This is a genomic window from Bacillus thuringiensis (assembly GCF_001182785.1).
GTDB classification, from domain to species: domain Bacteria; phylum Bacillota; class Bacilli; order Bacillales; family Bacillaceae_G; genus Bacillus_A; species Bacillus_A thuringiensis_S.
Map to the genome: position 1 here is coordinate 2,777,700 of NZ_CP012099.1, position 26,100 is coordinate 2,803,799.

The window sequence follows — 26,100 nt, forward strand, 5'->3', positions numbered from 1 at the left end:
ATGGCTGATTAAAACTTAATGTTCCGTCAATACTATAGGTAACATGATTGTATTTCTCCATTCTCCCTTGGAGAGGAGCAGTTAGCTTTTGCTAGCTGCTCTTTTATTTTTTCAAAAAGTTACATAAATATCTTTAATTCCAAACATTCAAAAGATAAAATGTGATAAGATTGTTATGAAGATATTTACCAACTAATAAATGCGCCCTAGACTTATGTACTAGGGTGCATTTATTTTTTAGTATGTAATTCCTTCACTCATCTATTATCCACAAAATAAGTATCATACGCTTTATCAAAAACATATCCTAACTTTTCTGCCAGGTTAGCAGATGTAGTATTCGCTGCGTCCCAGTTTGGATACTTTCCATTTTCTAAGCAATCCAATATAAGAGCTGCACTAACTACAGTTGCCAAACCTTTTCTTCTATGATTGTGATCAGTCGCTACTTCAATTTCAATTCCATCATTATAAATACTATACGAGGATGCACCGCATACAACTTCTCCGTTATATAAAATGCTATAACCTATACCACGGTTTATATAATCTTCTACCGACTGAAATTGACTTGTAAAATCTTCGGAGATCTTATGTAATGTAGGGCTATTTGCGATATGCTCATCTATTCTTTTTAACTCATATCCTTTTGGAAGTATTGATATAAAAGACTGTAATTTTGAACGATTAAAACCTTCTGAATTTCGTTTGAACTTATAGCGTAAAAACTTATCTATTTTTCTTTCATGGAATGTTTCTAAGCGTTGTTTCCACTCTTCACTATTTACGATAACTAAAATTCTTTCAGGAATATTACGTAATAACTCTTCTATTTCTTGCACATTTGGGTCTCCAGCGTAAAATGTGAAAATTCCTACCGTAACTTGTGCTACTGTTGGATTTTCAAGATCATTTACCCAAGCAGTACCCATATGCCCTTGTAAATAAGAAAGTAAAACAACGTTATTGAAATCATTAAACATAGAAACTAGTTTTTTTCTTGTATGCATATCCGCTTCATATATCATTTACATTCCCGCCTTCTATAAAATCAATCTTATTCTAAATCTTTAAGAATCAACTTATATAATTTTTCAATCGACCATTTACCATATAAGCAAACACCTATCAAACTAAATTTTTATATAATTATAAATCATTCGCAAATATAAAATTATTATAACATCTAATAAAAAAAGAGTACCTCACTTTTTCGACTTCAGAATATATATCTTATTATCTAAATGAAACCTATTTGTTGATAAAGTTTTAACCATATATCCAATTAAGCTGAATAAATGTAAGATTAATTTATAAATAAGCTTTTTAAGGGGGATTATAAAATGTCTGATTTCTATTCTCGTCTTTCAAAAAGTGATGCCGCTGTTCTTTTAGTGGATCATCAAACTGGTCTTATCTCCAGCCTTGTGCGTGACTACGGTGTTGATGAGTTCAAGAACAATGTTTTAGCGCTTGCTAATACCGCTAATTTTTTTGATTTACCAGTTATTTTAACAACTAGCTTCGAAGACGGTCCTAATGGTCCACTTATGCAAGAATTAATTGAATTATTTCCGAATGCGTCTAAAATAGCGCGCCCTGGACAAATTAATGCATGGGACAATGAAGAGTTTGTCAAAGCTATTGAGGCAACTGGTAAAAAACAATTAATTATCGCAGGAGTAGTTACTGATGTTTGTGTTGCTTTCCCAGCGTTATCAGCTGTAAAGGCAGGTTATGAAGTGTTTGTTGTAACCGATGCATCCGGAACTTTTAGTAAACAAGTTGCTGATGCTGCCCTAATGCGCATGGCCCACGGAGGAGTCCAATTAATGAACTGGTTTAGCGTGGCAGCAGAATTACAGCGTGACTGGCGAAATGATATTGAAGGCTTTGGAAATTTACTTGCTAAACATCTCCCAAGTTACCAAAATATCATCGGAAGCTATAGGACAGCTCAAAAAGAATTTAGTAAATAATTCAATTCTTGATCAAACATTATATCAGTTTTGGAAAACTTTACAAAAACAATAAAGACTTCTAAGAGCTAATTACATAATTAAAAAAGGGCTGCTTAAATAGCCCTTTTCTTATTTGTTTTACCTATATTATCTGTTACGCCCTTACTATATTTAGATTACTTAAATAGTATTTCCCTAGCTTTACTGAAATAATTTATTGTAATAAACAGTTCTGTAATAGGAAATTACTCTTACCTATTAATAATTAACTTTTAACACTCCTATTAACAAAGCACTTACTTTAATACTACAATCCACCTCATATATGTAAAAACCCTCAATATAATGTAAGAGGGTTAATCAATAGATATGTTATAACTCATTTTTATAAATAAAAGATTCCGTCGCGCCGTTCTTATATACTTTAGTCAATTTAACAACCGATTTGTACGTGTTATCGTCATCCTTTATCATTTTTTTCAGATCTTCTATTTCGGCATTACCAGTTCCACTATCTATTTTTAAACAGTTCGAAATGGAAAGGTATCCACTTGATGCCAATATAAAAATAAAAATTGCATCAGGAAAATTAATAAATAACAATCCGTAGTTTAAAGGATCTCCAGCTGGATGCGATAAAAGCAATCGAAAACCTAACAGTTCAGGCACTTGAACGAAATCCCTAGAAACAATCGCCTCGCCTACTATAGTAATTTGCTTTACTACATTCCCAAGTTCATCTGTAAATTCAGTACATCTAGGTGGATTAATTGTTGTTGCTTGGAAAGACACATTTAATTCCGGATTATTAAAATCGAAAAAGATTCTACTCCCCTCCGTTAAACATTGCGGGCAAACATTTCCTAGCAGGCTAAAGTCCTCTTCAATATATTTAACTTTCGATTTGCAACTACAAACTTTTCCTATTCGGATTGCATCAATTTTTGAGCAATCTACAAAAATAACCTCACTGTCTTCTTGTACGAATGATACAATCCCTTTCATCGCATTAAATGAAAGAAAATAGGATACAACGATTTCGTTTCCTGCTATTACAATACTTTCAACTTTAGTATACGGTTCTAGACTTTGTAAAAATTCACATATACTATTTTGGCAACATCCACAATCACGTTTCGGCTCACAATCCACTTACACTCCATCCCTTCTCTATATAGAATAACTAATACATATATATGAAAGGAAAACAAAAAAGCTTGGACAATATAACTTTAACGTAGGAATATCGTTTATTCATAATATTAGTAAGGTAATTACACCAATAATGAGTAAGAACACATAATTTTTACTATAAATACATATAACAATTTCATCTTTCATGAAAAAAACGTTATAATGAAGTGTAGCCTCTACGATTACGTTATAAAGGAGATTAAAACAATGGCTAAAATTAAAGTATACCAAGTAAAAGAAGAAAATATGGAAGTAGTAAAAAACATCATTGATGTTGAGGAACAAAACCCAACTGCTGAAAACTTACAAAATCTATACGCATGTGTATTAGAAACTGAAGATATGGCATTGCCTGAATCATACATTGAAGAAGATATCTTAATTGATTCTATGGAAGTTATGGTTAACGCTTCTCAAAGCAAAGTAAGAGACTTAGGTGCATACGATGTAATCGAAGTTCAAAACAAAGGTAAGAAAACACAAATTTTATTACTTGCAGACGAAGAATACGAAATTATCGAAGGCTAATCTAACACCATACATACGAAAAAGCTCCTTTCCAATTGGAAAGGAGCTTTTTCATTACGCTTTTGATGTTTCGCTCTTTTTATTTTTTTGTTGTTTCTTAATTACCATGCGCTCATTTCCCATAAAGAAAATGAATATGAATGCTAATCCAGCTGGTACCAATGCCCACATGAATGTTTGAACAATTGAACTAGAAAGAGCGTCAATAATCTTATCTAATATTTGCGGAGGTATTTGAGATCTTGCCGATTCTGATAAAATGGCTCTTGAATCCCCTAATTTTGTATTCATTCCCCCGCTCATACCTTTAAACGCTTCTTCTAATTGATCTTGGAAACCTGTTCTTTGGATCATTCCGAAGATTGTAATACCAAGTGTCATACCTAATGAACGAATGAAATTACTCGTCGAAGTCGCAGACCCGCGCTGTTCCATACCGAAGTTGTGAATAGCTGCCATACTTAGTACAGAGAATGAGAAACCGACTCCAAATCCGATAATAATCATATAAACTGTTAATAATGCACGACTTGTTTCTGGCGTTAACGTGCTTAATAAGAATAATCCAATTAGCATAATAACCGCAGAAATAATCATGATGTTTCGGTAGCTAAGTTTAGTTGTTAAAAATCCGCCTAACTGCGCTGTTACGACTGATCCTAACATCATCGGTAAAAGTAATAATCCTGAGTTTGTTGCGGTACCACCGTATACACCTTGAATAAATAACGGAATGTACACAGTTGCTGACATAAACGCAGCTCCGTAACATAAAGCAATAATTGTACTCATTCCGAACAAACGTTGTTTAAACATCTCAAATGAAATGATCGGTTCTTCTACTTTACGTTCAATAAAAATGAATGCAATAATTAAAATAGCGAATCCACCAAATAAACTTAAAATAAAGTTAGAATCCCAATCATACTTTTGTCCGCCAAGTTCAAGTGCAAACATTAAAGAAACTACTGCACCAACTAAAGTAATTGCGCCAAACCAATCAATTTTTTGCTTTCTATAAACTCGTGATTCTTTATAAAAGAATGTAATAAAAATAAGTGCTAAAATGCCAAGTGGTAAGTTAATATAAAATACCCAGTGCCAGCTTATGTAATCTGTAATATACGCACCAAGTAACGGCCCAAAAATACTTGATAAACCAAATACCGCTCCGAATAACCCACCCATTTTCCCGCGCTTTTCAGGAGGGAAAATATCAAAAACGATAGTAAACGCGATCGGCACTAATGCCCCGCCGCCAATACCTTGAATCGCACGATAAATACCTAACTGTGTAATATTTTCAGCAGTACCACAAAGTGCCGAACCAATCATAAAGACGATTAAACCAAAAATAAAAAATCTCTTTCTACCATACATATCTGATAGTTTACCGAATATCGGCATACCTGCCATTTCTGCGACCATATAGGCAGAAACGACCCATACAAAGTTTTCAAGGCCTCCTAAGTCACCAACAATCGTGCCCATCGCTGTTACGACAATGGTATTATCCATTGATGCCATTAAAATACCTAGCAATAAGCCCGCCACAACAAAGCCGAGCTTATTATTCTTCTCAACCATAACCTTGCTCTCCCTCGTACTACTTATATTTGTTTATGTTCTTTTACAACTGCATTACCTTTTTGGTTAAAACTAGTATGATATTCTACAACACTAATTTCACATCCTGGACCAATGGTAACGTTGTTTCCTCTTACCACTTCAGCAATCGTATGCTCTAAATAAATCTCATCTCCTTCAATGATAGACGTTTGGAGGCTTCCAGCATGATTTGTAAATGGAATAAATCTCGCTTTTTTACGAACGGTAATCTTCTTACCGCCAATTTCTCTTACTTTGCTACCTTCATAACGAAGTGAAATTTCAATATTTTCAGCATTAAGTAATCCATCACTTTCAAGGCCACCAGTTAGTGATAGTTCTTCAACTTCAATATCTCCTTTTACATTTAAAGCGCCTTTCACATCTACGAAATCACCAGTTAATTTCCCCTTAACTTCTATCATACCTCTTACTTTTATTTTTTCAATATGAGCATCACTATGCATTTGTGTATTTCCGTATACTTTTACATATTCCGCATCTACATTTCCTTGTACTTCACTATCTCCATACACGACATAACTTTTCACTTTCATATTACCGCACACTTCACTCGTGCCGTACGTTTTAAATTCATTACAGCTCATGTCATTAGAAATCGTTCCTTCACCGCGAATCTTCACTTTATTATAATCTCCGCCTGCTGAACTACCAGAACCATTAACAGTAAGACTATGTTGATGTTCCATATCATTTTCTCCCTTCCATTAAATCTGCTTAATTTCTTTTACATTTGCGCTTTTATCAACAGTAAGAACACCCGTATATTCGATCAGTTCAATCTCACAGTTCGGTCCTACCGTAACATTATTTCCTCTTACCGTTCTTATGTGAGCATAATCAATATCGATATTGTCACCTTCTAATAGTTCAGCCTCTAATTGCATACCAAATACTGATTTAAACAGCCTACTAAAAGTACTTAGTCTATGTTTTACTTTAATCGTTTGACCACCAATTTCTTTCGCTCGACATGTACCGTGAATATTAATATTTATTTCATCAGCGCTTAGTAATCCACCAATTGTAAATTGTCCTTCTGAAGAAAACGTATCCACTTCACAATTACCATCAATTGTCGCTTGACCATTGAATTTAAATTCTTCACCAGTAACATTTCCACCTACCGTACCTTTTCCTGCAATTTTCAAACTGTTTGCCTTCACATCTTGCGTAATTGTTGCTTTTCCATCAATTCGCATCGTTTCAGCATGAACTGTACCGTCGATTTTACCTGATCCACTAATTCTTGCATTGCTACTTTTCAAATTTCCAGTAACGGCACCGTAACCGTTACATTCAAATTGGTCACATTCAACATTTCCATTCACAGTACCTTTTCCGTTTAATTGCACTTTATGAAACTCGCCACCATTCGATGAACCGTAACCATTTATAATCAAATTATCTGTACGCATACTTTCTCCTCCACTACAACAATTTCGTTTTTAATGCTTCGGTATATTTCATAATCGCTTCGCGTAAAACGATTTTAGTGCCTTTTTCAAAAATTAAATCTTCCACGTTTGAAACTAATAAACATGTAGAAATCCCTAACTTTCGTACAATGATTAAATCACAAGTTTTATGTTTAATTGCTTCATAATTTTCACGTAAAACTTGCAAGACCATTTTTCCTTCTTCTAAACTAATATCTCCCGATTGTAATAATTCTTCTAACATGTACACATAAAGAATATCTACAAATTGAAACTCTGCTGTTTTATTCGTTTGTTCTATGAAAAATTGTAAAACTGGTTCTGATGCAATCTCCTTACGTAAAATGTCTTCCTTTGTTAAAAGAATTTCTCTCACACTCGGTGAAAACATATTCGCTAGTTCATCAAGTGATAAATCCTCTTTCATCGTTTGGATTTTATCAATACGCTCTAATATCTTTTCTTTCGGAAAAAATGTCTCTTGACCCGTGAATGTTGACTTTCGTACAAACCAATCTTCCGGTATTAAATTTTTTCTTTTCCACCTATATAACTGTCCGTATGAAATGCCAGTTAGTTCTAATAAATCTTTTTTTGAAATCAAATCTGTACTCAACTGTATAACACTCCTTCCTGATAACAATGTAACATAACACTGTTACGCTGTAAATAGACTTTTATCACAAGTAGCGTAACAATGTGTAAAACAAACCTATTCCCACATACAAAAAAGGCTCTTACACATCTTATGAAAATGCGCAAAAGCCCTTATATATCAAGATTTAAACCAAATATTATAAAAATCAATCCAACCTTGTGAATTAATCATTATATTTTGGACTTTTTCATGTGTACTTACCTCTTGTTTATTACGATACAAAGGAATAATATGAATTTGACGTAACAAAGTATCCTCAATATCGCGTAACAATGTAACTCTTTTCTCTAATTCTTCTTGTTTAAAATAAATAGACAACTTTTCATAAAAGTCCATGTTGCTTTGTCCATGAATAAAACTATTTTTTGTAAGAAACATATATAATAGACTATCTTCTATTCGTTCGCTTATTGTGGCACTATCATGCATCATATCAGCCTTTTGTATCGTACTTACTTCCAATAGCTCTTCTATATCAAGAAAATTATTTTCTACACGAATCCCGTACTTCGCACACTCTTTTTGTATCCATTGTGCATCTTCAACATGATCTCGTCCTGTAAATGTGTAGAGCTGTAGCACTTCATTATGATAAGTACTCCTTTTAATTAAACTTTCTACATCTTCCTCAATCTCTACAATGCTTTCACCTGCTAATATTAGTTTCTTTGCCACTTCTCCACGTTCTCCGCCGAGTTCTTGAACGATTGTATAACCATGAATGATTTTATATAACGCTTTCCGAAATAACTCATCTTGCATTGGTCCTTCTTTCGTAAGATTACATGTTATATATGTCACGTTCGACTCAAGCCGAGACAATTCTTTATTATGTTTTTCTTTATCTTTATACTGCGCCTTTACTAAAACATCTTATGTACTTACACCTTGTTCTACATTCCACAACTCAACACGATCTAAAAAAGGGCTTTCACGAAAATATAAAGGATGACCTTCTAAAATGAACAGATTTTCATTACTTTTATATAATTGAAAAGGCCCTGTTCCAATTAGCTCTCCTGCTTCATCTTCATTCACGATAGAACACTGTTCTGCACTTATCATATGTAAAAACATTTTATTTTCCGTATGTAATTGAATTTCGACAACATAGTCATCCACTGAACGGATACTTTCAACGTGTTGTAACATCCATGCGTGTGCATTATTTTCCAGCTTCATAAATCGATTCAATGAGTATATAACATCATGTGCAGTAAGTTGTTTTCCATTCTGAAAGTGAACTCCTTTTCGTAAATAAAACGTCCATATTTTTTCAGCGTCATTATATTCCCAGTGAAATGCCAGTCTTGGCTCTATAATGTTTGTATTACCGTCTACATACACGAGTGTGTCGAATATATGTTTTACCATATGACATTCTGAACGCATTGTAGCGTATACAGGATCTAATGTGATATCTAAATTCATTTGTACTTGCAACCGGAGTACATCTCTTCTCCCTTCAGATGTCATTTCAATCTTATGACCAAATATTGAATCCACCCAGCAGTGATATTCTCCCTTTACTGACGGAAAATGTGAGCTATAGCGTTCCACAAATATGCTTCCGCTTTTCACATCCCCTTTTTTCGTTATTTCTTTTCCTCTATCTAAAATTAAAGATATCGGGTGCTTTTGAAATATTAACTTAGAACGATTTCCCCTGCCGCGACCTGGAAACCACTTGATCCAATTTAACTCATCTAATTTTTTTATAATTAATTTACTATTACGCTCTGTACAAAATAATGTTTCAGATATATTTTGCACTGTTACTTCCAATCGTGCTCCCTCTTTTTTCCCTTTTCCATAAGCAATCCATAGTTCAATGTATTGATCTAAAATAAACATCATAATCCCCCTAAAAGGTGAAAAATACTCCCTATTGTTTCTACCCTTTTTCCAATTCTTCTTTCATCTTATCATTTCAATATAGAAAGGAGGAATTAATATTGAATTATCTCTTACTTCGTTACAATAAACCTATTTTTATTAGACTGTGTGGTGAATTATTAACCCGAACGACTGAATCTATGCTAGCTATCATTATGATTATTTACGTTAATAAAATGTTAAACGGCAATGTAATAATAACTATGCTGATTTTCGGATTACAGCCACTTTCAGACATTTTATTTACACTTATTGCTGGAGGGATTACTGATAAATATGGTCGAAAAAAGATTATGTTACTCGGCTTATTGCTACAAAGTGTTGCAATCGGTAGTTTCGTTTTCGCTCAATCCGTTTTTATATTTGTACTGTTATATGTCATTAATGGCATTGGCCGTTCCTTATATATTCCGGCTCAACGTGCACAAATTGCTGATTTAACAAAAAAAGAGCAGCAAGCAGAAATTTTTGCTCTTCTACAAACGATGGGAGCAATTGGATCTGTAATCGGCCCTTTAATCGGTGCAAGTTTTTATAATACTCACCCAGAATATTTATTTATCGTGCAAAGCGTAACCCTTACGATATATGCCGTTGTTGTTTGGACACAGCTCCCAGAAACCGTTCCACCTATAAGTAAGTCAAAACAAACAGTTGAGGCAAGTTCACCAAAGCAATTTGTTTTTAAACATTACGCCATATTCGGTCTTATGGTTTCTACACTTCCTATTAGCTTTTTTTATGCACAAACTGAGACGAATTATCGTATTTTCGCAGAACATGTATTTCCTAATCTCGTATTCATACTCGCATTTATTTCAACATGCAAAGCCATTTTGGAAATCATTCTACAAATCTTCCTCGTAAAATGGTCTGAACGATTTTCTATGGCGAAAATCATCCTTATTTCTTATACCTGCTTTACAATAGCTGCAGTTGGCTTTAGTTATTCAACGACGATATTGTCGTTATTCTTCACCTTACTCTTTTTAGTCATTGGAGAAAGTATTGCTCTAAACCATTTATTACGATTCGTTTCAGAAATTGCACCTCCTGATAAACGTGGGTTATATTTTTCAATTTACGGTATACATTGGGATATATCTCGAACGTGTGGACCAGTTATTGGTGCAGTTTTATTAAGTAAACTAAGTGGTAGTATGCTTTTTTATATTTGCGCTTGCTTCTTATTAGTTGGGGGCATCGTTCAAGCACTGTTTGTTCAACATTTGGAACGTAAAAAAATCGTGAACCATCCTACACATAATTTATAGGTTACTACTTTTTCAGTAGGTCAACATTCCTTATTGGATGCATGCAAAAAAACAAAAGTGAAGTATTTCGCATATGAAAGGAGACGTTCCTTGTTTACAACTAAAAACACCTCACTTAAAGAAAGTGAGGTGTTTTTGAAATCACTTAATTTCTTATCCTGCCATTTTATTAATACTATCCTCTGGTGAAAATACGGAAATATGATCTACCTTACCAGTCGATTTTGAAATGACAAATTTCAATTCATACTGTTTATTTACTTTGTATACATATATTTTGTCTTCACCATTCTCTTTAACTGAAGATGGTTTTCCTAATGCTTTTTCAATTGCTTGTAATGTAATCGATTTTAGTTCTGCATGATATGAGCGTACATCAAAAACTTGTGACCCTTTATTAAATCCAAAAACAACATTTTTATTTGTAAAAGTTGCATATATTCCGTTCCCTGCTTGTTCGGTTTTATTCGCTTTCCCCCATGCTTTTTCTATTTCTTCAATATCCCCTGTATGGGCTCCAAATGGTACATTAGGTACTTTTCCTTCTTTTGCTAATTCAAACAAATCTTTAACGTGGTTAATCGATTTTTGATTAAATGTTCTATTTTTCGAATCTGGCTCAGTTGATGGTTTTGTTGTTTTTTCATTACTTGGTTTTGCTTCAGGATTTTTCTGTTCTTCTGAAGAATTGCTTTGTTCATTTTTATTATTTTCCAAGGTCGGATTTGTTTCCTTTTTTTCGTCTGTCCCTTTACATGCTGCTAGCGCAAACATGCATGCTAAAGCCAAAAATAACATGACTATTTTCAAATACCCTTTCATCATTTTACCCCCTATTGCATCTTATTCATTTCGATAACCAACCCATTACACTACTTTTCAAATTATGTTTGTTCCAAAAAGTCAGTGCTTCATTCTCTCCAAAGGCTTGTACAAAATATGTTACAAGAGCTGTTCCTAAAAAGTAACCAAGTCTGTTATATCCGAAATAACTACCTCCCGATAAACGGAACCATTCTTTCTCTTTTTCATCTGTCCATCCTTCAACATAATCTTGTAAAAAACGTTTCTTTATTTTCTCTTCATTTTCTTTATAATATTGTAGCCATGGATCACCCTCACTATTATATGAATAGTAAACAGACTCATTTAAATCTTTAACGATTTTTTTTGATAAATAAGTTGCAACACCTTCACGATACAAACTTACCGACGCATCGGTCCACTCAGCCCTAGTCCAATCCATCCCATTATTTTGTAGCATAACATTATGATATATATGACCTATTTCGTGAGCAGCAATAACACGAAGATGATTCAAATCAGGAGATAATTTTTCTGCCGCAAAAAATATGTCTCCAATGATTTCCCTTTCTACAAATGCATTTGAACCAAATCCTCCAACGAATAAATGAAATTTCATATTTACATCAAAGTTATATTTATTACGATATTCATTTGTTACCTCTTGAATAATGATTGGTAATGATTCTGCAATAATACGAATATCTTCTATTTTTGCGGGATATTGTTTAATGGCATTTGAAAGACGTTCTTTCGTTTTAGGACAATGATACTTAAAGTATTCTTCAAATATCTCTGAATGTGAAGTAAAGTATCGATTAAGGACTTCTAATTCTAAATCGTCACTTTCCCATAATTTTAAAAAACTTGGAATTATATTGTTAATCACTGTATTCATCTCCTTATTTAAACCTTCTCTTCTCAATGATAATATCCTCTATCTATAACTTAAAACATGCTGTCACAACAGCTCCTTGAAACAGAAAAAAACCAGTAGGAAGTGATTACTCTTTTCCTACTGGTTGAAATGAAATTAAACGGTAAATCTTAGTTTCTTAAAAAATGTAGCGATAGCGCTTTTTACAGTTTCAAAATTATAAGCAAATGCATTATCTCCACTTAATGATGAAATACATGTTAAACCTGCAGCTTTAATAAAAGCTTTTACATCTACAAGCATAGAATTAGCCTCCATGAATTTAATTATAATCATTATAACAGGTGTTTTACGATGCTAACATGAAAGTAATAAATAATCCTACTTAACAAATAAATTTCTATTATTAATTTATCCCGATATTTGCCGGGCAGTAAGATCCCCACGTGGAAGCAAAGAAGTTAGATGGGGGTAAGGGCTGCCCGTAAAAGCCCGATTGGTAGGGCTAATAATCAGTGGGGATGAACCCCCCCACTGATTAAAGCTTCACTTTATTTAGCTCAAAGTACACCATTTCAATGTCATATAAAAAAGCTGCCCCAAAAGGACAGCTTTAAATATGTATATTACACTTCGATTGACTTACCGTCTTCAACAATATGATAAAGTAAGTGAGCTAAATGATGAATTGGACCATATTCTTCCTCTTCCTCATCTGTTTCACCTTGGTATTCCAGATCATTTAAGTATAGTGCTAAAAATTGATAGTATAGTTTTAAATCAAATCCATAACACGCAGTTGGTTCTTCATGATCTCCTTCATATTGTAACATTAAGTATTGATCATTTCCTTCTGCATCTTCTGCATCAAAGAATACGAAGAAGCCAACGTTTGTATCTAAATCAAATAAATGACGAGTACCTTTTTCAGTTGCTTTATTGAAGTCCTCTTCACTTAATTTATGTACTGTTGTCGCTTTTGCATTATCTTCTTGATGGAAATTTACTGTAAATGATTTCAATGCTGACACCTCCTGATTGTATAATACTAGCATAACATATAAAAAGGACTGCTTACAAATGTAAACAGTCCTGCTACATTCATTTCCGCATTGCTCGTAGTAAAAAACTCACAATGAAGATCAAAATAACCGCACCAATTAAAGCAGGAATGATTGCAAATCCGCCTATTACAGGACCGAAACTACCAAGTAATTTCGTACCAATCCAAGAACCGATAATACCAGCAATAATATTACCAATTACACCACCTGGTACATCCCTTCCAGTAATTAAGCTTGCAAACCATCCTAATAAACCACCAACGATTAAAGACCAAATCATATAATAACCTCCTTTATATTTAACCAATCAAAATATAATTAGAAACAATTGCTTACCATTAGTTATGTGACATTTTTCATAAGTTATTCATGCTGCTCAACTATAAGATTTTTGAGAATAATACACACCGATAAACTATTTTTCGAACTAACGATTTATCCGACTTGTTATTACACACATTAAGGACAATCTGGCTTCAATATTGTTCGCATAAACTCTTCTTTAAAAGCAGGATAGTTAAAACCAACAGCAATTCTCTGAATCGGCCGATCATCAAACCTTGTTGGTTCAGCTATTTTTCTAAAGTCAGCTACACTTTGGCCCCTAGTCACATCATTTGTCGTACTAATCCACACTGCCGATTTTTTATATTCGAAAATACTATCATTTATAAACGAGACAAACGGTAGTAAATCGTGTATAGGACTTCCACCAATACCCGGATATTCTTTTTTATAAAAATTCTCATAATAAAAATCAATCATTGGTTTAATGAGTTTCGCCTGTCCAGTTCCTTGTTTATCTATTATATTGGCCATTTCAGGCGTAATAAGCGCACCCTGTGTTACATTTAACGGGTATATAGTAGCGTTTTTCGCATATTTCATAACAATATTTGCTGCAATTGGATCACCATAAAAATTCGCTTCAGATACTGGTGTAACATTACCTGGAAATAGGAAAGCGCCGCCCATTATATAATACGAACAAATACGATCCATTATATTTGGATACAATAAAAATAACGTAGCAAGCGTCGTTAGTCTTCCTGTCGCCACAATTATAATATCTTCTGGACAAGGTTCGATTAATTTGATTAATTCACAAAAATTTTCTCGTTTACAAATTCTCATCTCAGGTGGAATAATAGGACCTAAACCGTGATCCCCATGGATTTCAGGGAAAAACAAAGGTTCTTCAGCTGTCATCGGCCTACTCGCACCTTCAATAATTTTCACTTGTGTAGCATAGTACCTTTCTAAAAAATAAACATTTTCCGTAACGATATCTCGTGATACATTCCCGTACTCTGCAACAATACCTAGAATATCTAATTTACATGTTTTATTTGCATAAATTAACGCTACGGCGTCATCAATACCAAAGTCTCCAAAAAAGATGATTTTCTTATTAACTATTCTCACCTCTCTTCAGCATAATCTACTATTATTATTATGTGAAAAAGACAAGGCGGTGAAACAGCGCAAACTAAAAAAGCCGCCTATTTATTGGCGACTTCAATCTTTTTATAAGACAAATATGCTAGTACATTTTTACTTGAATCGTATTTCGGGTTATTTCCTTTTCTTGGCTCTCTCATATGTGTCTTTTCAAATCCAGGAATGTCCGGCATTTTCCCCATAAATTCAAGCATTTCTTCCTCAGTACCTTCAATGCGTACACGAATCATTATAACTATTCCTCAATTCTCAGTTTCTCTGTACTTAGTATATCGTACTTCAGAAAGACTGCAACACATTTATCTTTTTATTGTTTTACTTTTTTTACATATAAACATAGCCATTTCAGTATAGAACGAATCTACTTTATTATTTTTAAGTTGAATATTAAAATATTCTTTCATTTCGTTTGGTGCTTTCATCATACATTCTGTTAATTTTTCACGCTTTTGTACAGGGACATCCATCATATTACACCACCAGTCAAAATCAAACTTCTTATCAAAAGTAAGACATGACTGCATTTGCAAACCGTTTTTTTCTAATAAAGTAAGCCATTCTGTCTTTTTTAGAGCTCGTTCATGACTTGGGTCCCGCTTTTTTTCTATAAAATTATAAAATGTATCATATTCATTATTTTCTGGCGAAACATTATCTATTAAGATGAACAATCCATTATCCTCCAACGTACGATTTACTTCATAAATAAATTGAGCCGGATTCGTAAAATGATGGGCTGCAATCCGGCATGTAATTGTATCAAAAAAATGGTCTACAAATGGTAAATCCTCTGCGTTTCCTGCTACAAAAGACACATTTTCATGACCATTCTGCTTTATAAAACCTTTTGCTTTTTCTAACATCTGTTCTGTTAAATCAAGTGCAACTACTTCTTCAAACATAGGTGCTAACATATTCGCAACATGTCCGCCACCAGTAGCAACATCAAGAAGACGATTATTATGGCGAGATTCAACTTGTTGAACTACATGCTGTAAGTCCTGTCCTTTAGCATGTATTTTACTATTCACATACTTATCTGCATTTCTGCCAAACTGTTTTTTCACAAGTTCTTCTTTACTCATATTATCATCTTCTTTCTATTGTTATTTACATATACGATTCATATAATTATTACAATTCTCTTCATGTATTTTCAAATCCTCTTTTCATCTCACTTCTCATCACATTTACCTAGCATTAAAATAGCATAATTTTACGTTTTGCTATTAAACAAAAAAGGCTACGGGAACTTGTCCCATAACCTGACTAAATATTTATTGCATTTTTGTTTCTTCGTATATGTCTATATAATATAAATCCTCTTTCAACTTCATAATAACATCTACTTCGTTATAAGTAGCCTCACGAGCATGTAAACCTAATTGATCCATGCCAATCCATATCCACCCAGGTGTATGATATAAAACATCTATGTTAAAATAATCTAATTTAGTAAGCTCCGATGTAATAAATTTATCTTTATTAGCGATTTGTTTATCTAGTAAACCGTATTCTTTTCCATTTTCAAATAGCGATATAAATTTCCCTACAATCGGATGTTCACGAACGATAAAATGATATTCCTTTTCCTCTACATTTGCCACAATCAAACGAGAAACAGATAAATCAGCCCCCGAATTCGACATATTTGTTTATTCACCTCCTTATATAGGTTCCTTCAATATAATAACAAATGAATATTCAAATTAAATTAATATAATGTAAAAAATAAAAAAGCTGACTTCCCTATAGAAATCAGCCTTTACAATTTGATCAACTTTATACTTTTACAAATCATTATAATGTTTCTTTTTCCTCATCATTTCCGGAAACTAAACTTTCTATAGCATCTGCTGTTACTTCCACTACAAATTCACAAATACCTGCTACAACTTCTCCAATTACTTCATCCATCTTTTTACCCCCTTATTTTATGTAACTTATTTGTAGTATAGAAGAAATTGATGAATGTAAACTATCGAAAAAGGTGACATAAACCTTACAGAATTGTAAGCTCTTTCATCCCTTTACCTCCCCCCTTTGAAACTCCAAGTATTTTTAGAAGACATATAGGCCATCATAATATGAAGCAAGTAATAATCAAGTATCAGGAGGCGTTTAATATGTATTACGTAAAATTAATTAAAGGTCAATCATTCTACGCTTTTGATCATCGTTTCTTAGTGTCTGAAGAAGAAAAGGTTTCAGAGAAAATTTATAATTACTTACGACGCAATGAATTTTTTGAAGTACGTAAAGAAGAATATTCTGCTTAATTACAAAAAGCATTAAGAAAAATATCATCTTATTGTGATATATTCTTGATGCTTTTATGTAAATTACTTCTTTTCAACAATTGTTGTGTACTCTATTAAAATATTCTAGTATTTGTCCAAGCTAATTCATCACTGCTTTCATATTTTAGTATATGAGGAGGTGACGAACATGACTCATATCATTGATTACCAAGCTACTCAACCTATTAGTAAAACTGGTGAAACAACTTTTGCAATTCCAGCTTCTCCAGATAAAGCAATTCTTGCACAAATTAAATTAAAAATTTCAAGAAGAGACGCACGTAATAATCGTGTGGAATTAATTGCTACAGTTGGAGTTGAAGGTATAACTGAGATTTCACAAGTTTTATTCCGAATTTTCCGTGATAACGTTGAAATTTTCAATGCACAAGTAGGTATTGAATCAACAGACTCTGAACAATTCTACGCTCAAACATTTCAAGCTATAGATCAAGATTTAAACTGCGGCACTCATGTATATTCATTAACTGTAGAAAACCTTACTAGTGGTGCAAGTGCAGAAGTTGTTGGTCCTCTATCTTTTAGCGCTTTAGCTATTGGACAAGAGCGTAAATGTTGCTAAGTGAAATTAATGTTTAATTTTGTACTTGAGAAAAGCAAGACGTAGTTATACGTTCTTGCTTTTTTATATTTATCCTTACTTTCTATTAGCTTTAATCATAATTTTTTGCATTTTGATTCACTTATTTCATCAATTAATACATTAAATTTTTGACAAATCAAAAAGATTGAAATCCAATTATGAAACACGTAATATAGACTCTGACTCTAAAAAAGTTCGTATAAAAATACTACATAAATAAGGAGGTTTTATATACGAGTTTTTCATTTTAAAAGACGGAGAGGTTTTATGTTATGTGGCGTAATAAAAACGTTTGGATTGTTTTAATTGGGGAGTTTATTGCAGGTCTAGGATTATGGCTTGGTATTCTTGGCAACCTTGAATTTATGCAAAAATATGTCCCTTCTGATTTCATGAAATCAGTTATATTATTTATCGGACTATTAGCCGGTGTTCTAGTTGGACCTATGGCTGGCCGTGTCATCGATCAGTATGAAAAGAAAAAAGTTCTTCTTTACGCTGGGTTTGGTCGAGTTTTAAGTGTTATTTTCATGTTTTTCGCTATTCAATTTGAAAGTATCGCATTTATGATTGCATTTATGGTTGCTCTTCAAATTTCAGCAGCATTTTATTTCCCTGCATTACAATCTGTAATTCCACTCATCGTACGTGAGCATGAGTTATTACAAATGAACGGTGTACATATGAATGTTGGTACAATTGCTCGTATTGCAGGTACTTCACTTGGTGGAATTCTTTTAGTTGTGATGAGTTTACAGTACATGTATGCCTTCTCAATGGCAGCATACGCCTTATTATTCCTCTCGACTTTCTTCCTACAATTTGAAGACAAGAAATCAACAGCACCAAGTAAACAAGCTGCAAAAGATAATAGCTTTATGGAAGTATTTCGTATTTTAAAAGGAATTCCTATTGCTTTTACAGCACTTATATTAAGTATCATCCCTCTATTATTTATAGCGGGGTTTAATTTAATGGTTATTAACATTAGCGAAATGCAACATGATCCTACAATTAAAGGGTTCATATATACAATTGAAGGTGTCGCATTTATGTTAGGTGCCTTCGTAATTAAACGTCTATCTGATCATTTCAAGCCTGAAAAATTACTATATTTCTTCGCAGTTTGTACTGCTTTTGCACACCTATCATTGTTCTTTAGCGATATAAAATGGATGGCTCTTACATCATTTGGTTTGTTTGGGTTTAGTGTTGGCTGCTTCTTCCCTATTATGTCGACGATTTTCCAAACGAAAGTTGAAAAAAGTTATCACGGTCGCCTCTTCTCATTCCGTAATATGTTTGAGAGGGTTATGTTCCAAATCGTCTTACTTGGCACAGGGTTCTTCTTAGATACAATTGGGTTGCAATATATGGTTCTCATCTTCGGAGTCGTTTCATTATTGATTATTTCTATTTCCCTTTCTAAGCAGAAAGATTATGAAAAACAGCATTCGCAATCTGCGAATTTATAAAATAAACAAAGAAGTATGGATATAATATTGAATCCATACTTCTTTGTTTTATAATACGCCTATTTATTACGTTTATTGAAATTACCTAAAGGAGTATCCCCCTTTTATTTCGAATAGATTATAAAAAGTACTCTTCATAAAAGGAGTGGTAAAGTGTCTGATGGCATCGAAGTATTTATTGTCCTGCTCTTTGCAATTGCTCTGTTTAGCATCCTAAACTTTTTAGCCATTTCCTTATCTGGACATAGTTTTAAAAAAAGAATCGTGGCAGGTTTCATATTTTTACTACTAACTCCCATTATCTTATTGACTATCACAACATTTGCTTCTATATTCGATAAAGCAGGATTTGGTGCAGGTACTTTAGCCTTTATGATTGCAAGCGGATATATATTAAATGGAATAGTGCTTCTGCTTTCCTCTTTATTTATCCTCAAAAAAGACATAACATAGGCTATAGTACTAGCATGAATCTGACTTTACACTAGATTCATGCTTATTTAATTTCTCCTAAATTTTTATATGAAATTAAATAATTCTTTAAAAAAATTTAAACTTTATTTATTATAATATCCCTATCGTATTCGAACGTTTATTCAAATTTAAAAGAAAGGAGCACAAAATGAAAAAGGTTCTACTTACAATTCCTATACTAATCATCCTACTTAGTGGATGCAGCAATAACGATATATACGGTTCTTGGGAAGTCGTTGACAATAAAAATGGTGAATGCCCTGTATATTATAAATTTGAAACAGTTGTCAAAAAAGAAAATAAAGAGGAAATTGTGCAAAATTTAGTAGAAATGCAAACAACAAAGAATAAAGACGATTTATATAAAGGCTCATTTGTCAAAAATTCTAATGTATATCACATTGATTATGGTAATTCATTTACATCAGAGCAAACTTTAAAAGTTGCCGACGGTACATTAAATGTATACTTTTTGACAACTGAAAAATTATGCACGTATAAAAAGAAATGATTACATTTCAGAGGAAACGCAGAAAATATTTTCTGCGTTATTTCACTTTAGAAATCTTCCACAAATACTTAATAAAAACTATAAAATAACTTAAGTTATATAAAATGAATCATATAATAGATATTTCAATTAACACGTCTACGCTATTTACATCGATACTTTTTCAAAACAGGCTAATCCTTCCTCTAAATTTGTCAATCGTTTTAATTTTCATAAAAAAATGATAAAATGTAAACATGTGTTTTCAGAATAATTAAAAACGCAGAATGAAAGCACTGTTTTTAGGAGGGGTTTTGATGACTTACACGTTAGCAACTAGAATGAAAGCATTCCAATCTTCTATATTTAGTGAATTAGGGGCCTATAAAAAAGAAAAAATTGCAGCAGGTCATAACATGATTGATTTAAGTATCGGAAATCCTGATATGCCGCCCGCTGATTTTGTAAGAGAAGCAATGGTACATACAGCGAGTGAAAAAGAGAGCTACGGATATACATTATCGGGTATTCAAGAATTTCACGAAGCTGTAACTGAATATTACAACAACACTCATAACGTTTTATTAAATGCGGATAAAGAAGTTTTATTATTAATGGGTTCACAAGACGGGCTCGTTCATTTACCTATGGTTTATGCAAATCCAGGTGATATTATATTAGTTCCTGACCCAGGATATACAGCTTATGAAACAGGTATTCAAATGGCTGGTGCAACATCTTACTACATGCCTTTAAAGAAAGAGAATGATTTCTTACCAGACTTAGAAGTCATCCCTGAAGAAATTGCCGATCAAGCGAAGATGATGATTTTAAACTTCCCAGGGAATCCCGTTCCAGCAATGGCCCATGAAGATTTCTTTAAAGAAGTAATCGCATTCGCGAAAAAGCATAATATTATCGTTGTCCATGATTTTGCTTATGCTGAATTTTATTTCGATGGTAATAAGCCAATTAGCTTTCTCTCTGTACATGGTGCTAAAGAAGTTGGCGTAGAAATCAATTCTTTGTCAAAAAGTTATAGTTTAGCTGGTAGCCGAATTGGATATATGATTGGAAACGAAGAAATTGTTCGTGCACTTACTCAATTTAAATCCAATACCGACTACGGTGTATTTTTACCAATTCAAAAAGCGGCATCTGCAGCACTAAGAAATGGCGCTGCATTTTGTGAGAAAAACCGCGATATTTATCAAGAACGGAGAGATACTTTAGTCGATGGATTCCGAACATTTGGTTGGAATGTCGATAAGCCAGCCGGTAGTATGTTTGTCTGGGCTGAAATTCCACAAGGATGGACTTCTCTAGACTTCGCTTATGCATTAATGGATCGTGCGAATGTCGTTGTTACACCTGGTCATGCATTTGGACCTCACGGAGAAGGCTTCGTACGTATTGCACTCGTTCAAGATAAAGAAGTGTTGCAACAAGTTGTTGAAAACATTAGAAATAGCGGCATTTTCGCTCTTGAAAAAGTAAATGAATTAGTTAAAAATTAGTTCCCACTCCCCTGCTTAACTTTAGCAGGGGTATTATTAATTGGAGGTACTTTCATATGCATATTAAAGACACACTTCCCCATCGTTATCCATTTTTAATGATTGATAAAGTAACAAATGTAAAACAAGATGAATTCGTTACAGGATATAAACTCATTACAAATAACGAATGGTTTATAAATGATAGTCACAAACATATGCCTCATATGTTAATTGTAGAAGCACTTGCTCAGCTTAGTGCATTTGTACATACAAGTGATTCTGAAGGACTAGGATTCCTCTCCTCTTTAGATGGAGTTGAATTCCATGGAAAAGCATATCCCGGTGATAAACTTGATTTACATTATGAGCTAACGCGCAATCGCCGAGGTTTTGTTCTTGGTAAAGGTATTGCAACTGTAAACGACCAGCCTATTGTAACTATAGAAAAACTATTAATATATCAAGCAGATTAAAGTGTTCCTTATATCAGTTGGAAATATCTATTCTCAACCAATTAAATAAATAGGAAAACATATTACGTAGTTAGGAGCAGGAAAATGGAACGTACTATCGGTATCGATGCTGGAGGCACATTAACGAAAATAGCTTATTTTAACGAAAAAAAGCTATTAACTTTTAAAAAATTTTATTCTCATGAACAACATAAAATAATAGATTGGGTTAAAAGCAACAATGGCATAAAACAAATATGTATTACGGGTGGTAAATCGAAACTATTACAGCATCTGCTTACAGGTTCATATAAAATAATAGAGCTAAACGAATTTGAAGCTACTCTTGCAGGTGTCCGATACATATTAAAAGAAGAAAAACATACTATAAACAATTTTATTTTAACCAATATCGGTACAGGTACTTCTATCCATTACGTTTATAATGAACAATATATTCGCGCTGGTGGAACCGGAGTTGGCGGTGGGACTATTATGGGATTTTCAAAATTGTTAACAAATATAGATCATTTTGAAGATGTAATCCCTCTAACAAAAGTAGGCTCTAGAAAAGAACTAGATATTACGGTTGGAGATATTTATGGTGGTATTCTTTCCCCAATCGATAATAACTTAACTGCTAGTAACTTCGGGAAAGCAGCTATTACAGAATCAAATAATAGTAGCTCCGATATACTAGCTACTGTACAAGGACTTGTCGGTGAAGTCGTTACTGCATTAAGCCTTCAATTCGCTGAAACAAAAAACATTGAACATATTATTTATATTGGTTCGACTTTATGTAATAACGTACAACTTCAACATATTATTAGTAGCTACACCGAATATCAAAATAAAACACCAATCTTTTTACAAGATGGTGGTAATAGCGGTGCAATTGGTGCATTACTTCATGCTACGAAATAAAAAGCTGACTTTTGTCAGCTTTTTAGAAATGGCACTTCAAATTCAATAATTGATTCCCCGTTCTCTCCAATTCGCTCCACGCTTATTCTATCAATCACACAATTTAACTTCCCATGAAAACTAGGAATCTCCTTCACTACTTCAGCAGCTAACACGGCACTTTCTTTTCTTCCGACTGTTACATGCGGGATGTACGGAATGTCTTCTTTCAAAAATTGTAATAAAGGTCCTGTATATAGAATATTATGTAGTTCCTCTATTTGTTCTTTTCCCCTTTCAACTCGTAAAAACAAATATTCTCTTTCACTAGTAATTTGATTCTTAAATTCAATTTCTATATTCTGTATCGGTTTTGATACATTTATAATATGTAATTTCAGCTCATCATTTGAAATCGAACTTTCAAATGGGAATACAATTGTAATATGCGGTGGAATTAATCCAAATAAAGGATCATGTTTTTGCCTAATGTTCTCGATTTCACTAATGAACATGTTGTTTAGAAAAAGTAAAATTGTACGCATTTTGATACTTCCCACTTTCTCGCGTAGTTTTTATATTTATCATATTGAATAGTAACTTGCACTTCAACAAATTATTTCGCTTACACATAAAAACAAAAAACTTCTCAAATAAGAAGTTTTCATATAGCATGATTATTATTTTCCCGCCAAACTTTTCTAAACTTTATATAACAAGCAATTCTCCATGGAATAATATACGAGACAGCAACAACGTAAAATAATAAACCAATCGTTTGTTGATCTAAATCAACGATAAATTGTCTTGAACCATATCTTAAAACAACAAGCGCAATAAAAGTAATTAAAAAAGCTGCACTTTTTTTCGTATAAATATTCCCATCATCTCTTCGCTCATAATTTGTTAATACTATAAGCGGCACAGCAAAAAGCACACCAATAAATACCGCTATAATTACTTGTAATATAGCTGGATGTACGGGACCTAAAAACCACACTATACCTGGTGTTAAAAATAGTAATGGCCATAAAATACGTTTTCCCGATCCCTTTATTGGCTTATGCATGGAGCGATAACGACGCCAAAATATTAGTAGTGCAATGCATAAAAAGACGGTTATTAGTGAGGACGTGTCTCCCATATATTTTCCTTCTCCCTAAAAGAATAATCTATCACTATTTTAAACTGTTCGTTCAAATGATACTTTACGAATAAATATACTACTAGTTATGATATAAAGAATTGTTAATCCAATTGAAATAACAATAAAATAAGGGATATCTATTAAAGATACATCATTTGTAAATAACAATCCTTTTATCCCTACTTCTCCATACAGCACACTATTTGTTGAAAGGAAAAGCGACCCACCAATCATGAGACCAATCCATTGAAATCTTTGCTTAAAAATTACTACTACTTGAAAGAAACATGCTATCGTAACATAAAATAAAAATTGTAAAATAAACTGTTGTATTAATTGCTCTCCAAAGTTAACATTTACTAAGTTATATTTTATATCTTGTAAAAACAGTATTTGAAGGAATGAAAACAATGCGGATTGCAACACAATATAACAAATCGCTCCGATAAAATATTGTATTCTCGTTATACCAAATGAAACTGCTAAACGAAATAAATCATCTTGAACAATGAAAACACTCCCTACTATAAAAATCATAATTGCAATTGAAGGATTATTGATAATTTCGGGTAAATAACCAACTTTCGCTTCATTTAAATGAGCAGCATATAAAGCTCCTTTTATTAATAAAGCTACAATCCAAAATATTAAAATTGCTTTATAATGAAAATTTATATGTAACCTCAATTGTTTCATTAACATCGTCATTCCACTTCACCACCAGTCATGTGAATAAATAGTTTTTGTAATGTAATTCTATCAATTACTAAACCTTCTTTTTCAAGAGAGTAACAATCTTCATTAGAAAGCTCTTCCCATATAACAGCAATACCTTTATTCCCATAAATTTCTTTATTTATAACTTTTTTATTAATCAAGAACTCCTCCACTTTACCTTTTTGCCCTGAAATAATATGACCTTGTTGCAATAAATCTTCCACTGTTGATTGAACAACAAGTGCACCTTCTTTTATGATAATTACTTCTTCAATAACATGGGTTACTTCTTCTACCAGATGTGTTGATAATATAATTGTTCTGGGATACTCCCCGTAATCTTCTAGTAGTAAACTATAAAATAACTCACGATGTGCTGCGTCTAATCCTGTAGTTGGTTCATCAAAAATAGTAATTGTCGCTCTGCTTGCTAACCCTTTAATAATTCCTACAACTGTTTGCATGCCATGAGATAGTTTATGGTATTTCTCTGTTATATTAAGCTGAAATTTACCCGCCAGTTCTTCTGCAAACTTCTGATCCCAATTTTTATAAAACATGTTACATATCTTAAAAATTTCTTTTACTCTATAACTTAAATGAGACTCTTCTTTTACTCTAACGAAACAAATATTTTGCATTGCTTTACTATTTTCAAATACATTTTCACCAAATACAGTTACGCTTCCACTACTTGAAGTAATTTGTCCTGCTAGTAAATTTAATAAAGTCGTTTTCCCTGCTCCGTTCCTTCCAAGCAAACCATATATTTTATGCTCTTCCAATGAAATCGTTACTTCATTTACAGCTATTTTCTTTTTATATTTTTTCGTTACATCTTTCGTTTCAAGTGCAATCATTCCTCTTTCCCCTCCTTCGTAATCTTTTGAATCATATCCATCAATTCATCTTTTGATATTTCTAGTACTTTCGCTTCTTCCCACACTTTAGGTAAATATTCAGTCATAAAATTATTTTGTCTTTTTTTAAGTACAACTTCTTTTGCTCCTTTTGCAACAAACATCCCGATCCCTCTCTTTTTATATAAAATCCCCTCATCCACTAATACATTCACCCCTTTAGCTGCAGTAGCCGGATTTATTTGTAACATCTTCGCAAATTGATTTGTCGATGGAACTTGTTCTTCTTCAAGCAATATGTCTTTTAAAATATCAGATTCAATCGTTTCTGCAATTTGTATGTATATTAATTTATTTTGTTCTAGAGTCGGCTTCACATTTTCACCACCTT

31 protein-coding genes and 1 pseudogene are annotated in these 26,100 nt (G+C 32.9%); 11 read left to right on the forward strand and 21 right to left on the reverse strand.

Going from position 1 to position 26,100, the window contains the following annotated elements; genetic code table 11:
- Positions 1–257 precede the first annotated feature (257 nt).
- Positions 258–1,028 (reverse strand): GNAT family N-acetyltransferase, encoded by a 771-nt coding sequence (locus AC241_RS14390; protein ID WP_016081236.1) that lies wholly within the window; start codon positions 1,026–1,028, stop codon positions 258–260.
- Between the two features lie 315 nt (positions 1,029–1,343).
- On the opposite strand from AC241_RS14390, the gene ycaC reads away from it, so the two are divergent.
- On the forward strand, positions 1,344–1,979 hold the full coding sequence (gene ycaC / locus AC241_RS14395; RefSeq protein ID WP_016081235.1) for an isochorismate family cysteine hydrolase YcaC: 636 nt from the start codon (positions 1,344–1,346) through the stop codon (positions 1,977–1,979).
- A 354-nt stretch (positions 1,980–2,333) separates the two neighbouring features.
- On the opposite strand, the gene AC241_RS14400 is transcribed toward ycaC, so the two are convergent.
- Positions 2,334–3,113, reverse strand: coding sequence for a BC_2878 family exosporium-associated protein (locus AC241_RS14400; RefSeq protein ID WP_029442582.1), 780 nt, complete (start codon positions 3,111–3,113; stop codon positions 2,334–2,336).
- Positions 3,114–3,362: 249 nt separating this feature from the next.
- Here AC241_RS14400 and AC241_RS14405 point away from each other — a divergent pair, with 249 nt between their 5' ends.
- The gene (locus AC241_RS14405) at positions 3,363–3,683 is read left to right on the forward strand and encodes a hypothetical protein (RefSeq protein ID WP_016081233.1); all 321 of its coding nucleotides are present in this window, start codon (positions 3,363–3,365) and stop codon (positions 3,681–3,683) included.
- 54 nt (positions 3,684–3,737) lie between these two features.
- Here the strand turns inward: AC241_RS14405 and AC241_RS14410 are convergent, their stop codons facing one another.
- The 5 genes and pseudogenes from AC241_RS14410 to AC241_RS14430 all read right to left on the reverse strand — a co-directional run bounded on the left by AC241_RS14410 (position 3,738) and on the right by AC241_RS14430 (position 9,263).
- Positions 3,738–5,270 (reverse strand): MDR family MFS transporter, encoded by a 1,533-nt coding sequence (locus AC241_RS14410; RefSeq protein WP_050843981.1) that lies wholly within the window; start codon positions 5,268–5,270, stop codon positions 3,738–3,740.
- Positions 5,271–5,293: 23 nt separating this feature from the next.
- Positions 5,294–6,001 carry a polymer-forming cytoskeletal protein gene (locus AC241_RS14415; protein WP_000401031.1) on the reverse strand — a complete coding sequence of 236 codons (708 nt, stop codon included), beginning with the start codon at positions 5,999–6,001 and terminating at the stop codon, positions 5,294–5,296.
- 18 nt (positions 6,002–6,019) lie between these two features.
- Positions 6,020–6,730, reverse strand: coding sequence for a polymer-forming cytoskeletal protein (locus AC241_RS14420; protein WP_050843983.1), 711 nt, complete (start codon positions 6,728–6,730; stop codon positions 6,020–6,022).
- A gap of 13 nt (positions 6,731–6,743) precedes the next feature.
- Positions 6,744–7,367 (reverse strand): YhbD family protein, encoded by a 624-nt coding sequence (locus tag AC241_RS14425; RefSeq protein WP_016081229.1) that lies wholly within the window; start codon positions 7,365–7,367, stop codon positions 6,744–6,746.
- Positions 7,368–7,526: 159 nt separating this feature from the next.
- A pseudogene (locus AC241_RS14430) lies at positions 7,527–9,263 on the reverse strand (ABC transporter substrate-binding protein).
- A 101-nt stretch (positions 9,264–9,364) separates the two neighbouring features.
- Here AC241_RS14430 and AC241_RS14435 point away from each other — a divergent pair.
- Positions 9,365–10,579: an MDR family MFS transporter gene (locus tag AC241_RS14435; protein WP_050843985.1), complete on the forward strand. Its 1,215-nt coding sequence runs from the start codon at positions 9,365–9,367 to the stop codon at positions 10,577–10,579.
- Positions 10,580–10,732: 153 nt separating this feature from the next.
- Here the strand turns inward: AC241_RS14435 and AC241_RS14440 are convergent, their stop codons facing one another.
- From AC241_RS14440 to AC241_RS14480, 9 genes are all read right to left on the reverse strand, one after another.
- Positions 10,733–11,404, reverse strand: coding sequence for a YjgB family protein (locus AC241_RS14440; protein WP_050843988.1), 672 nt, complete (start codon positions 11,402–11,404; stop codon positions 10,733–10,735).
- Between the two features lie 22 nt (positions 11,405–11,426).
- Positions 11,427–12,281 (reverse strand): aminopeptidase, encoded by an 855-nt coding sequence (locus AC241_RS14445; RefSeq protein WP_043315751.1) that lies wholly within the window; start codon positions 12,279–12,281, stop codon positions 11,427–11,429.
- A 135-nt stretch (positions 12,282–12,416) separates the two neighbouring features.
- Positions 12,417–12,563 carry a hypothetical protein gene (locus AC241_RS14450; protein ID WP_029442588.1) on the reverse strand — a complete coding sequence of 49 codons (147 nt, stop codon included), beginning with the start codon at positions 12,561–12,563 and terminating at the stop codon, positions 12,417–12,419.
- Positions 12,564–12,886: 323 nt separating this feature from the next.
- Positions 12,887–13,282, reverse strand: a complete 396-nt coding sequence (locus tag AC241_RS14455) for a hypothetical protein (protein WP_000834885.1) — start codon at positions 13,280–13,282, stop codon at positions 12,887–12,889.
- A 79-nt stretch (positions 13,283–13,361) separates the two neighbouring features.
- Positions 13,362–13,604, reverse strand: coding sequence for a GlsB/YeaQ/YmgE family stress response membrane protein (locus AC241_RS14460; protein ID WP_000638310.1), 243 nt, complete (start codon positions 13,602–13,604; stop codon positions 13,362–13,364).
- Between the two features lie 179 nt (positions 13,605–13,783).
- Positions 13,784–14,749 carry a nucleoside hydrolase gene (locus AC241_RS14465; RefSeq protein ID WP_001223685.1) on the reverse strand — a complete coding sequence of 322 codons (966 nt, stop codon included), beginning with the start codon at positions 14,747–14,749 and terminating at the stop codon, positions 13,784–13,786.
- A 77-nt stretch (positions 14,750–14,826) separates the two neighbouring features.
- Positions 14,827–15,015 carry a DUF3970 family protein gene (locus AC241_RS14470; protein WP_000621885.1) on the reverse strand — a complete coding sequence of 63 codons (189 nt, stop codon included), beginning with the start codon at positions 15,013–15,015 and terminating at the stop codon, positions 14,827–14,829.
- 69 nt (positions 15,016–15,084) lie between these two features.
- The gene (locus AC241_RS14475) at positions 15,085–15,870 is read right to left on the reverse strand and encodes a class I SAM-dependent methyltransferase (protein ID WP_016081223.1); all 786 of its coding nucleotides are present in this window, start codon (positions 15,868–15,870) and stop codon (positions 15,085–15,087) included.
- A gap of 192 nt (positions 15,871–16,062) precedes the next feature.
- Positions 16,063–16,434, reverse strand: a complete 372-nt coding sequence (locus AC241_RS14480; protein WP_050843990.1) for a hypothetical protein — start codon at positions 16,432–16,434, stop codon at positions 16,063–16,065.
- A gap of 477 nt (positions 16,435–16,911) precedes the next feature.
- On the opposite strand from AC241_RS14480, the gene AC241_RS32950 reads away from it, so the two are divergent.
- From AC241_RS32950 to coaW, 8 genes are all read left to right on the forward strand, one after another.
- Positions 16,912–17,064, forward strand: coding sequence for a YqbF domain-containing protein (locus tag AC241_RS32950; protein ID WP_000291907.1), 153 nt, complete (start codon positions 16,912–16,914; stop codon positions 17,062–17,064).
- A 169-nt stretch (positions 17,065–17,233) separates the two neighbouring features.
- Positions 17,234–17,668, forward strand: coding sequence for an exosporium protein ExsC (exsC, locus tag AC241_RS14490; protein ID WP_016081220.1), 435 nt, complete (start codon positions 17,234–17,236; stop codon positions 17,666–17,668).
- 293 nt (positions 17,669–17,961) lie between these two features.
- Entirely contained in the window at positions 17,962–19,164 is a 1,203-nt protein-coding gene (locus AC241_RS14495) for an MFS transporter (RefSeq protein ID WP_043938026.1), read from the forward strand.
- 153 nt (positions 19,165–19,317) lie between these two features.
- Complete coding sequence (locus tag AC241_RS14500; protein ID WP_016081218.1) at positions 19,318–19,617, forward strand: hypothetical protein; 300 nt, start codon at positions 19,318–19,320, stop codon at positions 19,615–19,617.
- A 169-nt stretch (positions 19,618–19,786) separates the two neighbouring features.
- Positions 19,787–20,149 (forward strand): hypothetical protein, encoded by a 363-nt coding sequence (locus AC241_RS14505; protein ID WP_016081217.1) that lies wholly within the window; start codon positions 19,787–19,789, stop codon positions 20,147–20,149.
- 296 nt (positions 20,150–20,445) lie between these two features.
- Positions 20,446–21,645 carry an LL-diaminopimelate aminotransferase gene (locus tag AC241_RS14510; RefSeq protein WP_050843994.1) on the forward strand — a complete coding sequence of 400 codons (1,200 nt, stop codon included), beginning with the start codon at positions 20,446–20,448 and terminating at the stop codon, positions 21,643–21,645.
- A gap of 56 nt (positions 21,646–21,701) precedes the next feature.
- Positions 21,702–22,100, forward strand: a complete 399-nt coding sequence (locus AC241_RS14515; protein ID WP_000547649.1) for a 3-hydroxyacyl-ACP dehydratase FabZ family protein — start codon at positions 21,702–21,704, stop codon at positions 22,098–22,100.
- A gap of 84 nt (positions 22,101–22,184) precedes the next feature.
- The gene (gene coaW, locus AC241_RS14520) at positions 22,185–23,006 is read left to right on the forward strand and encodes a type II pantothenate kinase (RefSeq protein WP_050843997.1); all 822 of its coding nucleotides are present in this window, start codon (positions 22,185–22,187) and stop codon (positions 23,004–23,006) included.
- A 14-nt stretch (positions 23,007–23,020) separates the two neighbouring features.
- Here the strand turns inward: coaW and AC241_RS14525 are convergent, their stop codons facing one another.
- The 5 genes from AC241_RS14525 to AC241_RS14545 form a co-directional block, all read right to left on the reverse strand.
- A complete protein-coding gene (locus tag AC241_RS14525) occupies positions 23,021–23,530 on the reverse strand; it encodes a 2'-5' RNA ligase family protein (RefSeq protein WP_048563765.1) in 510 nt (169 codons plus the stop codon).
- A 119-nt stretch (positions 23,531–23,649) separates the two neighbouring features.
- Positions 23,650–24,129: a CcdC family protein gene (locus tag AC241_RS14530; protein WP_029442597.1), complete on the reverse strand. Its 480-nt coding sequence runs from the start codon at positions 24,127–24,129 to the stop codon at positions 23,650–23,652.
- Positions 24,130–24,168: 39 nt separating this feature from the next.
- Complete coding sequence (locus AC241_RS14535) at positions 24,169–24,840, reverse strand: DUF4052 domain-containing protein (RefSeq protein WP_000178200.1); 672 nt, start codon at positions 24,838–24,840, stop codon at positions 24,169–24,171.
- Positions 24,837–25,709, reverse strand: coding sequence for an ABC transporter ATP-binding protein (locus AC241_RS14540; protein WP_029442598.1), 873 nt, complete (start codon positions 25,707–25,709; stop codon positions 24,837–24,839). The genes AC241_RS14535 and AC241_RS14540 overlap by 4 nt, the downstream gene beginning before the upstream one ends.
- The gene (locus AC241_RS14545; RefSeq protein WP_050843999.1) at positions 25,706–26,086 is read right to left on the reverse strand and encodes a GntR family transcriptional regulator; all 381 of its coding nucleotides are present in this window, start codon (positions 26,084–26,086) and stop codon (positions 25,706–25,708) included. The genes AC241_RS14540 and AC241_RS14545 overlap by 4 nt, the downstream gene beginning before the upstream one ends.
- Positions 26,087–26,100: the final 14 nt, after the last annotated feature.

Bases quoted from the DNA above. Each gene is read 5' to 3' on its own strand.
- AC241_RS14460 (WP_000638310.1), bottom strand. From the start codon at position 13,604: ATGATTTGGTCTTTAATCGTTGGTGGTTTATTAGGATGGTTTGCAAGC.
- AC241_RS14535 (WP_000178200.1), bottom strand. From the start codon at position 24,840: ATGACGATGTTAATGAAACAATTGAGGTTACATATAAATTTTCATTAT.
- AC241_RS14480 (WP_050843990.1), bottom strand. From the start codon at position 16,434: ATGTCGAATTCGGGGGCTGATTTATCTGTTTCTCGTTTGATTGTGGCA.
- AC241_RS14445 (WP_043315751.1), bottom strand. From the start codon at position 12,281: ATGAATACAGTGATTAACAATATAATTCCAAGTTTTTTAAAATTATGG.
- AC241_RS14510 (WP_050843994.1), top strand. From the start codon at position 20,446: ATGACTTACACGTTAGCAACTAGAATGAAAGCATTCCAATCTTCTATA.
- AC241_RS14525 (WP_048563765.1), bottom strand. From the start codon at position 23,530: ATGCGTACAATTTTACTTTTTCTAAACAACATGTTCATTAGTGAAATC.
- AC241_RS14475 (WP_016081223.1), bottom strand. From the start codon at position 15,870: ATGAGTAAAGAAGAACTTGTGAAAAAACAGTTTGGCAGAAATGCAGAT.
- AC241_RS32950 (WP_000291907.1), top strand. From the start codon at position 16,912: ATGTATTACGTAAAATTAATTAAAGGTCAATCATTCTACGCTTTTGAT.
- AC241_RS14420 (WP_050843983.1), bottom strand. From the start codon at position 6,730: ATGCGTACAGATAATTTGATTATAAATGGTTACGGTTCATCGAATGGT.
- AC241_RS14530 (WP_029442597.1), bottom strand. From the start codon at position 24,129: ATGGGAGACACGTCCTCACTAATAACCGTCTTTTTATGCATTGCACTA.
- AC241_RS14540 (WP_029442598.1), bottom strand. From the start codon at position 25,709: ATGATTGCACTTGAAACGAAAGATGTAACGAAAAAATATAAAAAGAAA.
- AC241_RS14390 (WP_016081236.1), bottom strand. From the start codon at position 1,028: ATGATATATGAAGCGGATATGCATACAAGAAAAAAACTAGTTTCTATG.
- AC241_RS14495 (WP_043938026.1), top strand. From the start codon at position 17,962: ATGTGGCGTAATAAAAACGTTTGGATTGTTTTAATTGGGGAGTTTATT.
- AC241_RS14415 (WP_000401031.1), bottom strand. From the start codon at position 6,001: ATGGAACATCAACATAGTCTTACTGTTAATGGTTCTGGTAGTTCAGCA.
- AC241_RS14405 (WP_016081233.1), top strand. From the start codon at position 3,363: ATGGCTAAAATTAAAGTATACCAAGTAAAAGAAGAAAATATGGAAGTA.
- AC241_RS14440 (WP_050843988.1), bottom strand. From the start codon at position 11,404: ATGATGAAAGGGTATTTGAAAATAGTCATGTTATTTTTGGCTTTAGCA.
- AC241_RS14410 (WP_050843981.1), bottom strand. From the start codon at position 5,270: ATGGTTGAGAAGAATAATAAGCTCGGCTTTGTTGTGGCGGGCTTATTG.
- AC241_RS14470 (WP_000621885.1), bottom strand. From the start codon at position 15,015: ATGATTCGTGTACGCATTGAAGGTACTGAGGAAGAAATGCTTGAATTT.
- AC241_RS14515 (WP_000547649.1), top strand. From the start codon at position 21,702: ATGCATATTAAAGACACACTTCCCCATCGTTATCCATTTTTAATGATT.
- AC241_RS14450 (WP_029442588.1), bottom strand. From the start codon at position 12,563: ATGCTTGTAGATGTAAAAGCTTTTATTAAAGCTGCAGGTTTAACATGT.
- AC241_RS14505 (WP_016081217.1), top strand. From the start codon at position 19,787: ATGAAAAAGGTTCTACTTACAATTCCTATACTAATCATCCTACTTAGT.
- exsC (WP_016081220.1), top strand. From the start codon at position 17,234: ATGACTCATATCATTGATTACCAAGCTACTCAACCTATTAGTAAAACT.
- ycaC (WP_016081235.1), top strand. From the start codon at position 1,344: ATGTCTGATTTCTATTCTCGTCTTTCAAAAAGTGATGCCGCTGTTCTT.
- coaW (WP_050843997.1), top strand. From the start codon at position 22,185: ATGGAACGTACTATCGGTATCGATGCTGGAGGCACATTAACGAAAATA.